Below are 12179 nucleotides of genomic sequence, written 5' to 3'. Positions count from 1 at the left end.
ACCCAAATATCATAAATTATAAACTGTTAGTAAATTTCCACATGGCCAACGCTTGCGTCAGCATCATTGCTACATAGGCACCCAGAAGAGGAAGAGGGTGAGCGCCAAGTTGAGAAAACGCTGCAGCAAAAATTACACATGTAAGGCCAAGTCTTAACTTGATACCTTTATTAAAACTTTGCGCCACTAAGTTTAATTTAGTCGCACCTGCATACCGAAATACGTAATATGCAAAAATACTATGAGGGACAACGAATCCCATACATCCGAGAAATACGTCTATGGCGTACTTATCGTTCAAAAAAAACATACAAATAACTAAAAAAAACTCACTACTAACTGAGCCGTTAAGCCTTTTAGCGCTAATTGACGACCTTGAGACGTTAATCGTGAATGCATAGATTAAAAACCTTGAAAAACGTAGTCGGTTCAAAAGCGCTCGAAGTATACTGTTTATAGTGAAAAATTCAACTAATAAGGGGAATAAAGACCATAAATAATCAGTTTTTATTGGTCGATAAATATATTAAGGATAATCAGGTTTTTCCGATTATATATAGCTATTCAGCAGGTTTGACTATTTATTCAGTTCACAAATCATACTAGACCAATGTCTGAATATTAATTGACTAAATAAATACGATGTAAGTCATAGAAATAAGAAATAGTATCTAGCTGGATTTAATGTGGAATTTTTCCCAAAATACCATCTAGTTGCTCAAGGTCGTTAAAATTAATCACTAATTTACCTTTACCTTTACTGTTGTGGTCAATAAGAACCTGAGCACCCAAGGATTCCGATAATGATGTTTGTAGACGCGCAACATCAGGATCGATTTGAGTCTTTTTTGTTTCCATTTTAGAAACAGGTGAAACTGATTTTTTAACCAAGGCTTCTGTTTGTCTAACCGTTAGGCCTTGTTCTGCTACTTGTTTAGCTAGATCTGATTGTTCGCTTCCTGAAACGCTCAACAAAGCCCTAGCGTGTCCCATCTCAATGTCGCCGTGTTCAAGCAATGTTTTTACAGAATCTTCTAAGCCGTTTAGTCTTAATAGATTAGATACCGCAGCTCTTGATTTACCGACTGCTTCAGCCACTTGTTGATGAGTTAAATCAAACTCAACAAGCAAACGTTCTAAGGCTTGAGCTTCTTCCATAGCGTTAAGATCTTCGCGCTGAATGTTTTCAATTAACGCAATCGCGACTGCTTCATTATCATTTATATCTTTGATTAAACAAGGTACTTCAGATAACTTGGCCAATTGAGCGGCTCGCCATCGACGCTCGCCCGCGACAATTTCATACTGAGCACCTTTAACTGAATCTTTGATTGCACGAATAACAATCGGCTGAATAATACCTTGTGCTTTTATCGAAGAAGCTAATTCTTCCAATGCTTCATCCGCCATGTCTTTTCTAGGTTGGTATTTACCTGCTTGCAAAAATTCTACAGGTATAAACTGCAAATCACTTTGAGCATCAGAAGAAGTGAGTTCATCTTGTTTTGATAGAGATTGTTTATCCGAAGCCACTTTGTTGTTGGCAAGTAAAGCGTCTAATCCACGACCTAAGCCTTTATTTTTTGGTGCCATCTCTAAGAATACCTTTTAATTTTGTGTCGATAACGCTTTTTTATGACGTCGAAGAATTTCGCCTGCTAGCGCTAAATACGCTTTTGCTCCATTTGACGATTTGTCATAATACATAGCAGGTTCGCCAAAGCTTGGTGCTTCAGCAAGTCGAACATTTCGAGGAATGACTGTTCTATAGACTTGGTCGCCAAAATACCGTTTTAATTGTTCAGAAACATCATTTGCCAATCGATTACGAGGGTCGTACATCGTTCTTAAGACCCCTTCAATTTTTAATTGCGGATTGACTACCGAGGCTAGCTTTTCAATCGTATCCATTAAAGCAGTAACACCTTCTAGTGCATAGTATTCACATTGCATTGGAACAAGCACTGAATCAGACGCAGCTAAAGCATTCACTGTCAATTGATTTAAAGAGGGTGGACAGTCGATAAATATATAATCGTAGTTATCTTTTACACTTTCTAAAGCCTTGCGCAAACGTACTTCTCTAGCAAATAACTCCATCAGCTTGATTTCCGCTGCAGTAACGTCTGAGTTTCCAGCAATCAAATGATATTTGCCGCTTGTTTGCGTAATAATGACTTCAGAAGCCGGTTTATCTTCAATAAGTAACTCATAGCAAGTATCAGGTGTACTATATTTGTCAACGCCACTACCCATAGTAGCGTTACCTTGCGGGTCTAAATCTATTAGTAAGACTTTACGTTTAGTAGCTGCCATTGACGCGGCAACATTAACCGCTGTCGTTGTTTTGCCAACGCCGCCTTTTTGATTTGCTATAGAAATGACTCTCGCCAAGTTACACCTACTGTTGTTTTTTGATTTTAACTAAATGTCGCTGACCATCTAAAGAAGGAATATTCAACTCAACGCATTCAATAACTTCAAATGAATTTGATACTGATGATAATTCATTCGTTTGAATTTGTCCCTTTAAGGCTAAAAACTCACCTTCAAAGTCAACTAATTGATGACACCAAGTAAGCATATCATTTAACGAAGCAAATGCTCTACTTAAAACACCATCAAATGTTTGCGAAGGGTCAATATCTTCGACTCGACCATGAATAGGATGAACATTATTTAGACCTAATTCGTGTACTGCTTGCTTGATAAAACGAATCCGTTTACCTAAAGAATCAATCAAGGTAAATGATTTATCTGGGCACATAATGGCAAGCGGTATACCCGGCAAACCGGGGCCGGTGCCTACATCAGCATACCTTGATTGTGTCAAAAATGGCGTCACTACAATAGAATCAAAGATATGTTTTATCAACATTTCTTGAGGAATACGAACGGAAGTTAAATTAAATGCTTTATTCCATTTATGTAGTAACATCACATATGAAATAAGCTGTCGTTGTTGTACTTCACTGATTTCAAACGAAAATTCATTTTTATACCGATCAAATAAATTCATCAAGGATTGATTCGTTGAGTCCATTTTCGAAATATCCTCTATGCTAATATTGAGTTACTAAGCACTTTTTTTATCTTGCTTAAATAACATATTATGCTTCTTTAGATACACTAACAGTAGCGATATCGCAGCAGGCGTAATTCCAGATATTCTTGAAGCTTTACCAAGCGTTTCAGGCCTTGCGTCACTCAATTTAGATACCACTTCATTTGATAAACCCGATATCTTGGAATAATCAAAATCAGCAGGAATTAACGCATTTTCATTGCGCTGTGATTTTGCTATTTCATCTTGTTGCCTAGCAATATAGCCTGCATATTTTATCTGTATTTCAACTTGCTCAGCCGCTTTCTTATCTTCTAAGCCTGGTCCAAACTCATTCACAGCCATTAATTTATCGTAGGTCATTTCTGGCCGTCTAATTAATTCTTCTAAAGAATGTTCTTTGGTTAATGGTGTCTTTAATACATCATTAATTTGATTGACCGCCGTATGTCCTGGATGTACCCATTGCTGTGCTAGTCTTTGTTTTTCAAGCGCTATGCTATCTTGTTTAGTACAAAAAGCTGCCCATCTTTCGTCGCATACTAAACCAAGTTCTCGACCTTTTTCAGTTAATCGAGCATCTGCGTTATCTTCTCGCAACAATAGACGATATTCAGCACGACTAGTAAACATTCTATAGGGCTCTTTAGTACCCATTGTCGCTAGATCATCAATTAATACGCCAATATAAGCCTGGTCTCTGCCTAAAATGAAAGGGTCTTTTTGTTGTACTTGTAATGCAGCATTTGCTCCTGCAATTAAACCTTGAGCGCCTGCCTCTTCATATCCTGTTGTACCATTTATTTGGCCAGCAAAGAACAAACCAGAAATATGTTTGGTCTCGAGTGTTTGTTTTAAATCACGTGGGTCGAAAAAATCATATTCAATTGCATACCCTGGGCGAATAATATGTGCATTTTCAAAACCCTTGATGGATCGTACTAGTTGCATCTGTATATCAAAAGGTAAACTAGTTGAAATTCCATTAGGATATACTTCTATGCTATTTAAGCCTTCAGGCTCGACAAATATTTGATGAGAACTTTTATCAGCAAATCTGACAATTTTGTCTTCTATAGATGGACAATACCTTGGTCCAACGCCTTCGATTACCCCCGTAAACATTGGTGAACGTTCAAGGCCAGATTGAATAATCTCATGTGTCTTTTCATTAGTGTGAGTTATGTAGCAAGGGATTTGCTTGGGATGATCTTTGACACTTCCCATAAATGAAAAGACAGGCAAAGGAGTATCTCCTGCTTGTTCTTGCATTACACTGTAGTCAAGTGTGCGTGTATCTAGGCGGGCAGGTGTACCTGTTTTAAGTCTATCTACTCTAAATGGTAATGCACGAAGTCTTTGTGCAAGGGCAATTGAGGGAGGATCACCAGCCCGTCCCCCTTTAAAGTTTTCAAGACCAATATGAATGGTACCACCTAAAAACGTGCCAACAGTTAGCACAACTGTAGAGGCCTTAAATTTCAAGCCCATTTGAGTGACAACACCCACAACTTGGTTGTTTTCTACTATTAGATCGTCGCATGATTGTTGAAACAGCGTTAAATTTTCTTGTGTTTCAAGCATTTCGCGCACCGCAATACGATAAAGTGTTCTATCTGCCTGTGCTCGAGTAGCCCTTACCGCAGGACCTTTGGAAGAATTGAGGGTTCTAAATTGAATACCTGCTTTATCGATAGCTTTAGCCATGACGCCACCTAGTGCATCAATTTCTTTAACTAAATGGCCTTTACCTATACCACCGATAGCCGGGTTACAAGACATTTGCCCTAATGTCTCGATACTATGTGTGAGTAAAAGGGTATTAGCGCCCATCCTAGCAGCTGCCATCGCAGCTTCAGTGCCAGCATGACCACCACCAATTACAATTACATCAAATGTTTGTTGGTAAAACATTTAATTGCCTCAATCAAAAAGTTAAATTAAATACTTGCTAAACCTACCCAAAATAAAGGGTCGCATAGTGTATATGAAAGGCTAGATGTTTTAAATAGCTTAGTATTTAAACAATACTACTTTTCTTTACCCTTAACTGAAATCTTATTTCGAAGAATAAAAGCTAAGTTAATATATATATTCTTTTTATTTAAGATCTTTATTATTACTATTATTAAGGGCACTAATTTCTGTTGATAAGCCATAATAATTGATATATTTCAGTTATTTACATCAATGATAAGTTATGTAAAACAGTGGTGTAAATTACCATTTTGTTGAGGATAACTAGGCTACTTATCCACACAAAGACATCATGTAATTTTTATACTCATTTTATTCTGTGTTTAACCACAATGTATTGCATAAGTTATACACATTAGCTGATTTTATATTTGCTTTATTTGAATAAACTGTGGATAAGTCGGTATTAAACAGTCAATATTAGAATATTTGAATTAATGTAACGCTAATGACAATTAGAAAAACTTCTGGTTTCGAATTGATTCTCACGGAAAAAATTTAAAACAATAGTGTCATTTATTTTTGTAGTTAATTTGATTTGGTTGATACCCTGTTGCTGTTGACTGATGAGAGTCAGAAGCTTGCACAGGGACTATTTGCTGAACTAAAGCATTTCTTCGACTGGGTCCTTTAAAGTTGACTTGGTAAGTCTCATATTCTTTGATTGACTCAAAGCAATAACGTCCAATGGCATTTTCTAATTCATTGATATTGTGATTGGTAATTAATATACAGTTTTTATTGGCAGCTTTGCGTTGGCGCAATACATTACCCAGCCAACTTTGTGCATTTTTCTTTAGTACAGTTTCGTTCACGCAAACCTCATCAAGAATGAGCAAATCTACGTCTAACAACTGGTTGTTAATTTCACGATATTTTTGTGAAGCATTGTCTTGAGCTTGATAATCATAAGAGAACAGTCGCATATCAAGCAGAGTTTGTAGTTGGCGATATAACACACTGGTTTCAAATTTATTGATAAGTTCATGTGCAATAGCACCAGCAATGTGTGATTTACCGCGGCCATAATCACCATAAAATAGTGTCATATGTGCACGGCTTTTGCGCCAGTTCTCGTCTTGATGTGCAGCAATAAACGAACGTGCAAAACTGACGGCTTCTTTAACATCATCTGCATCTTCTACAAGCGAATCAAAGGTCCATTTTGGATTTAGCTCTGACCGACCTTGTAACATTTCAATACGTTTTTGTTTCGTTTGCTGTTGAATTTTTCGTAAATCTTCGTTGGCTTGTTTTTCATACTGCTTTCGATTTTCTTTATAATTAAATTCAGGTATATCAGCACTTATGTTTGCACTAGTTGTTAAACCAAGGGTGCCTTTTAAAGCATTAAGACGATCTTGTAGTGATTTCATAATTGTATAGATTTACCTAAACTGTAATTCAATGCTAATGGTCTTGACTGTATTGAGCAATTAGTTTTTTTACATTATCGTCGAAAACAACGCCCGCACTAGGCTCTACATATTGATGGCCAGTTTTTGACTTTTGTTGAGATAAGGGAAATTTTAATCGCCTTTGCTTTAAATAAACAGCAAGTTTTTGAGTCCACTGATACTCGGTATGATGACTATCAACACGTCCAATCCAATAAGCAATAAACTCGCCCAATTCATCAGCAGAGTAGGTATTTTCTAATAAACCTATCAGTGACGATAAGTCATTAAAAACGGTTTCTATTGGGCGCCATTCAATCGTCATCGCCTTGTGTTGTGCATGCAAATGAGGACTATCTAGTGTTTTTGGTAATGTCGATAAGGGTAAGGCTAGCGTTTGTTTATGTAGGCTCTTGCTCAAATCAAGTGATTGAGGATTACTAACAAGTCCAACATTGATTAGTTCATCGATTAGGCTGTTTATGTCCCTTCCTTTTGAAATAATATTTTGTGTACTATTGAGAATATGACAAATTGCTTGATTATCAATTAAGACCATTTGAGTCGAGTTGTCAGCACAAGGGCGCAAATATAAGCAATATAAAGCGCGGGCATGGTTACTTAATTTTGCCTTTAGGGCTTCTAGCTCTAATTCATTCAAGAGTGTGCCTATTGGATTATTTTATCTAGATTATCAGTTAACCATGTTACAGCAAGATCTTCTGGAATAGGGTGATGTAGCACGTCTATTTGATAGACAGGCAACTTCATATTAGCGTTTGCTGCTTGCATTGCTTCAAACATGATTCTACCACCTTCACAAAAGGTATCATAACTTGAATCTCCTAGCGCGATAACCAGCCCATCACTTCCATTTAAGTCAGTGTTATTAAGTTGCTTGGCAAAACTTTGGATATTATCAGGTAGTTCACCGGCACCATGAGTAGAGGTAACAACGATAATGAATCCAGGCAGCTTTATTTCATGAATATTAGGGGAGAAATGACATACAGCATCATGTTTTTTTCCTCTAATGCAGCTTGTATTGCTTCAGCGACGTACTCGCTAGCACCTAACACCGAACCTATAACAATATCGAACTTCATAATAAATCATTTACCAATACAAAAAGAGGAGAATATTTTACCTAAAAGATCATCAGAGCTAAATTCGCCTGTTATCTCATTTAGGTGCTCTTGGGCAATCCGAAGTTCTTCTGCTAATAATTCCCCAGCCATAGCAGATTCGAGTTGCTCTTTTCCTGTCATAATATGTTCATTTGCATGTGACAAAGCACTAATGTGACGTTGGCGTGCAATTACTTGATTTTCACCTACTTGATCAAAGCCCATTGCATCTTTTAAGTGTTGACTAAGATATTGAATACCTATCTTATTTTTTGCAGATAAGCGTATTACAGGATATTTTTCATCTTTGTTTATGCTAGGTTTTTCGCCACTAATATCACACTTGTTTCTGATAAGCGTAATTTTGCTTTGCTTGGGTAGCTTTTGATAGAACTCAGGCCAAATCTCTTCTGGCTGGGTAGCATGTTCTTGAGACGCATCGACGATAAATAAAATTTGATCTGCTTGATGAATTTCTTGCCAAGCTCGATCAATACCAATTTGCTCAACAACATCAGCATTTTCTCGCAATCCCGCAGTATCAATAATATGAAGTGGCATACCGTCAATGTGGATATGTTCTTTTAATACATCTCGAGTTGTACCAGCAATATCAGTGACAATCGCGCTGTCTTTGCCTGATAAGGTATTTAGTAAACTTGATTTGCCTGCATTGGGTCGACCCACTATTACTACTTGCATACCATCTCGAAGCAATGAGCCTTGTTTCGCTTGATGTAATATGTCCTTAAGTAATTCAACGATGGTTTGTAATTGTGCATGAACGATACCATCTCCCAGAAAATCTATTTCCTCTTCTGGAAAATCAATAGCAGCTTCTACATACATCCGTAAATGAATAACTTTTGTGACTAGTTCGTTTATTTGAGATGAAAATTCACCTTGAAGCGATTTGAGTGCGCCTTTCGCAGCTTGTATTGATGAGGCATTTATTAAATCAGCAATTGCTTCAGCTTGAGTTAAGTCCATTTTGTCATTTAAAAAAGCTTGTTCGCTAAATTCACCTGGTTTAGCAAGCCTAGCTAAGCCCGTATCAAGGCAAGCTTGTACTAAAAGCTCCATAACAACTTGACCACCATGGCCTTGTAGCTCGAGTACATCTTCACCAGTAAAAGAATTTGGGTTGTTAAAAAATAATGCAATCCCTTGGTCAATTATATGGCCTTGTTGGTCATAAAAAGCCTGATAGACGGCTTGTCTAGGTTTGGGAATGGCATGCAAAATAGATTCTGCAATATCCTTGGCATGTGAACCGGAAACGCGGACAATACCAACGCTTCCTCTTCCAGGGGCAGTGGCAAGTGCAACAATTGTGTCTTGAGCTTGCACCATATGATTTAATTAGTCTCTGAAGTTTTCGAATTGAAGTGGCTGTCCAAAATCTTCAGATTTTAGAAATGCGATGACTTGTTGCAAGTCGTCACGCTTTTTACCGTTCACTCTAAGCTTATCGCCTTGGATAGATGCTTGGACTTTATATTTTTTGTCTTTAATCATTTTGACCATTTTCTTTGCTAAGGTTTGATCAATACCTTGTTTAAAGCCAATGACTTGCTTATACGTTTTACCCGAATGCTCAATGGATTGTGCATCAAGTGCAGAGGCATCAACGCCACCTTTGGCACAAACATCTCTAAATATTCCTTGCATCTGTTGTACTTGATGTTCACTTGTAGCAGACATTTGTACGCCATCAGTAATAGACTCAAAGTTTGCGTCCACACCTTTGAAGTCAAAACGGGTAGCAAGTTGACGATTGGCATTATCTACTGCGTTTTTTGTTTTAACATTATCAAGTTCTGAAACAACATCGAATGATGGCATAGTAGTATCCTTTTAAACTGGGTTGTTATTATACGAGTGAATATCTTTGTTTGCTCACATTTGTATGTATGCTTAATAAAAAGCCCGCATAGTATAAATACTACGCGGGCTGCTTTCTAACTAAATGATTATTTCGATTTTAAACCGCGTTTTTCCATAGAAGCATATATAATCTTTGCTTGCGCAAGAGTTACTAAGTTACTGATTAACCAATAAAGTACCAGTCCTGCTGGGAACCATAAGAAAAATATACTCATCATGACCGGCATCCATTGCATCAGCTTTTGTTGAAGTGGATCTTGGATTGTCATTGGTTGTAAGCGTTGTAAAAAGAACATGCTTAGGCCAGTTAATACTGGAAGAACATACCAGGGATCCCTTACCGACAAATCAGTGATCCAAAGTGCAAATTCAGCGTGGCGTAATTCAACACTTTCTAATAGTACCCAATAAAGTGCTAAGAATATTGGCATTTGCAGCAATAGTGGAAAGCAGCCTCCCATAGGATTAACTTTCTCTTTTTTATACAACTCCATCATGGCTTGACCCATTTTTTGTCGATCGTCACCAAATCGGTCTTTTAACTGAGTCATTTTGGGTTGTAAATTACGCATTTTTGCCATTGATTCGTATTGTTTCTTCGTTAGCCAATACATGGCGCCTTTTACTATTAAGGTAATTAGAATAATTGCGACACCCCAATTATTTACAAAACTATGTAATATCTGTAGTAAGGCAAACAAAGGCTGGGATATCCACCACAGAATGCCGTAGTCAACGGTTAGATCTAAACCTTTAGCAATGGTCTTAAGTGTGTCTTGGTCTTTTGGGCCAACGTATAATTGGCTAGAGAGAATAGCTTGACCACCAGCAGGTATTGTCACGGGATTTCCGGTATAACCAATTACTGCATATTTATCTTGAATAATACGCGCTGTAAGATTGATGTTCTCTTCTTGGGGAGGCACCCATGCAGATACAAAATAATGTTCAATCATGGCTGCCCAGACATTTGTAGTAGTGACATTGATTGCATCACCTGTAATATCTGAAAATGACATTTTTTCAAAACTATCATCTTTAGTTCCGTACGCCGTTCCACGGAAAGTCGGCATAAACATACTGCCGCCACCAACATCATTTAAGGTTTGTTTTAATTGTGCAAATTGTTGGACTTGGGCGATGTCGGTTTTGTTGTTATCAATAATATGGTCTAGCTGGATGATGTGGCTGTCACGAGTAAAGGTAAAACGTTTTGTTACGCTTACGCCATCACTTGATTGCCAAGTCAAAGGGACAATTAAGGTATCTCCCGTCATCTCATAGTTGGTAGCGCTTGATTGATACTGTGCCCTTCCAGACGCTTTGTCAGTACCGTCTTGGCCTATTAACCCGCTTTGCGCAATATGAAGAACAAGATCGTCGGGTTTTAGCAAGGGATATGAGTCATCGGAACCTTGAGTGACTGGAAATTTGACAAGGTCTGCTTTTATCACATCACCACCCACAAGATCTATTTGTATATCTAATGTATCCGTTTTAACAGTGATTACTTGCGAATTAGGTAGGCTTACTTGAGCTGCTTGAGGGATAACTCCTTCAAGTGCTTGTGGTAAATCAGCTGACGGTAATTGAGTTTCGGTAGAAACCGTTGGACTTGTTGCAGACGGAATTCCACTATTGGTAGGAACAGCGGTTTGCTGTGTTTGTTCCACTGGTGCTACTGCTTTAGGGCCGTATGCTTCTTGGTATTCGGTCCATAGTAAAAAGCTGACAAGTAGTAAGCCGATGATAATAATACTTCTTTGGGATTCCATATAAAGTCTCAGTTAGTTATCTATTTATTCTTAGCGCTAGGCACGTTATCAATGCCACCTGGATGCATTGGATGGCATTTCGTAATTCTTTTTAAAGACAGGATACTTCCCTTTAACGGACCATGTTGTTTTAGTGCCTGATGAGCGTAACATGAACATGTCGGATGAAATCGACAATTTTGACCTAAGAAGGGAGAAATACACACCTGATATACTTTTATAAGCATCAATAAAGGAAACGCAATAGCTTTTTCTATCAATTGTGTTAGTTGCATCTCTTAATTATCCGAAGCCAAAGTTTGTTAAGCAGTTCATTCATTTGTTTATTCGATAAATCATTTATACCATGTTTTGCAATAACGATAATATCAACATTTGGTAGTTTATGCGCCGTTAGGCGAAAATTTTCACGAATACAGCGTTTTAGTCTATTTCTGTTGACGGCAAGTTTTACTTTTTTCTTGGGAATAGTAACGCCTAGTCTTGGTTGCTGTGCTTGGTTTGGTCGGGCTAATATTGTGATCTGTGATGATGTAGCAGGGATGGCTTGTTCAAAAACATAAGAAAAATGGCGAGGAGTCAGCAGGCGTGACTCCCTCGGGTAACTAAAATCTTTAGCATCCATGGCAACTGATTACCATATTAAGCTGAAAGACGTTTTCTACCTTTTGCTCTGCGATTAGCAAGTACCTTGCGGCCGTTTTTGGTGGCCATGCGCGCACGGAAACCGTGAGAGCGTTTACGCTTTAGATTACTTGGTTGAAAAGTTCTTTTCATGACCTAATTCTCGTTTGGTTGTGGTGTCAGTTTTTCGCTTTGATGCAAATATGTGCAGTTAGCAACTGGACCTGTTTTATCGGACGCGGAATAATAGAGATCAATACTAGTAATGTCAAGCCTTTGATCCCCCATTTGGCGCTGTTTTTAAGCTTTTTTTATTTGTGCATTAAGA

General features: G+C 37.9%; 15 protein-coding genes. All 15 read right to left on the bottom strand.

The genetic code is table 11. From position 1 onward, the window contains the following. Positions 1 to 16: 16 nt before the first annotated feature. A complete protein-coding gene (locus ACZ1G6_RS16155) occupies positions 17 to 433 on the bottom strand; it encodes an ATP synthase subunit I (RefSeq protein ID WP_472617226.1) in 417 nt (138 codons plus the stop codon). Positions 434 to 681: 248 nt separating this feature from the next. Further along, a complete protein-coding gene (locus ACZ1G6_RS16150) occupies positions 682 to 1593 on the bottom strand; it encodes a ParB/RepB/Spo0J family partition protein (protein WP_472617225.1) in 912 nt (303 codons plus the stop codon). A 15-nt stretch (positions 1594 to 1608) separates the two neighbouring features. Further along, positions 1609 to 2394: a ParA family protein gene (locus ACZ1G6_RS16145; RefSeq protein ID WP_472617224.1), complete on the bottom strand. Its 786-nt coding sequence runs from the start codon at positions 2392 to 2394 to the stop codon at positions 1609 to 1611. A 7-nt stretch (positions 2395 to 2401) separates the two neighbouring features. Then, entirely contained in the window at positions 2402 to 3043 is a 642-nt protein-coding gene (rsmG, locus tag ACZ1G6_RS16140; protein ID WP_472617223.1) for a 16S rRNA (guanine(527)-N(7))-methyltransferase RsmG, read from the bottom strand. Between the two features lie 33 nt (positions 3044 to 3076). Continuing rightward, positions 3077 to 4978, bottom strand: a complete 1902-nt coding sequence (gene mnmG / locus ACZ1G6_RS16135; RefSeq protein WP_472617222.1) for a tRNA uridine-5-carboxymethylaminomethyl(34) synthesis enzyme MnmG — start codon at positions 4976 to 4978, stop codon at positions 3077 to 3079. A 575-nt stretch (positions 4979 to 5553) separates the two neighbouring features. Then, complete coding sequence (locus ACZ1G6_RS16130) at positions 5554 to 6417, bottom strand: DnaA ATPase domain-containing protein (RefSeq protein WP_472617221.1); 864 nt, start codon at positions 6415 to 6417, stop codon at positions 5554 to 5556. 34 nt (positions 6418 to 6451) lie between these two features. After that, positions 6452 to 7099 carry a DnaT-like ssDNA-binding domain-containing protein gene (locus tag ACZ1G6_RS16125; RefSeq protein WP_472617220.1) on the bottom strand — a complete coding sequence of 216 codons (648 nt, stop codon included), beginning with the start codon at positions 7097 to 7099 and terminating at the stop codon, positions 6452 to 6454. 8 nt (positions 7100 to 7107) lie between these two features. Next, positions 7108 to 7398, bottom strand: coding sequence for a flavodoxin domain-containing protein (locus ACZ1G6_RS16120; protein WP_472619003.1), 291 nt, complete (start codon positions 7396 to 7398; stop codon positions 7108 to 7110). Positions 7399 to 7415: 17 nt separating this feature from the next. Beyond that, the gene (locus ACZ1G6_RS16115; RefSeq protein WP_472617219.1) at positions 7416 to 7544 is read right to left on the bottom strand and encodes a hypothetical protein; all 129 of its coding nucleotides are present in this window, start codon (positions 7542 to 7544) and stop codon (positions 7416 to 7418) included. Between the two features lie 6 nt (positions 7545 to 7550). Further along, a complete protein-coding gene (gene mnmE / locus ACZ1G6_RS16110; protein WP_472617218.1) occupies positions 7551 to 8918 on the bottom strand; it encodes a tRNA uridine-5-carboxymethylaminomethyl(34) synthesis GTPase MnmE in 1368 nt (455 codons plus the stop codon). Between the two features lie 9 nt (positions 8919 to 8927). Then, positions 8928 to 9410: a YajQ family cyclic di-GMP-binding protein gene (locus tag ACZ1G6_RS16105; protein WP_472617217.1), complete on the bottom strand. Its 483-nt coding sequence runs from the start codon at positions 9408 to 9410 to the stop codon at positions 8928 to 8930. 128 nt (positions 9411 to 9538) lie between these two features. After that, positions 9539 to 11227 carry a membrane protein insertase YidC gene (gene yidC / locus ACZ1G6_RS16100; RefSeq protein WP_472617216.1) on the bottom strand — a complete coding sequence of 563 codons (1689 nt, stop codon included), beginning with the start codon at positions 11225 to 11227 and terminating at the stop codon, positions 9539 to 9541. Positions 11228 to 11247: 20 nt separating this feature from the next. After that, positions 11248 to 11454 (bottom strand): membrane protein insertion efficiency factor YidD, encoded by a 207-nt coding sequence (gene yidD / locus ACZ1G6_RS16095; protein WP_472619002.1) that lies wholly within the window; start codon positions 11452 to 11454, stop codon positions 11248 to 11250. Between the two features lie 38 nt (positions 11455 to 11492). Next, entirely contained in the window at positions 11493 to 11852 is a 360-nt protein-coding gene (rnpA, locus tag ACZ1G6_RS16090) for a ribonuclease P protein component (protein ID WP_472617215.1), read from the bottom strand. A gap of 17 nt (positions 11853 to 11869) precedes the next feature. Further along, on the bottom strand, positions 11870 to 12004 hold the full coding sequence (gene rpmH / locus ACZ1G6_RS16085) for a 50S ribosomal protein L34 (RefSeq protein WP_084407325.1): 135 nt from the start codon (positions 12002 to 12004) through the stop codon (positions 11870 to 11872). Positions 12005 to 12179 lie beyond the last annotated feature (175 nt).

The sequence above is a fragment of the Glaciecola sp. HA4-3 genome, from assembly GCF_055693685.1.
Note: the sequence above shows the minus strand (reverse complement) of the source record. Positions and strands in the feature narration are given on the sequence as shown.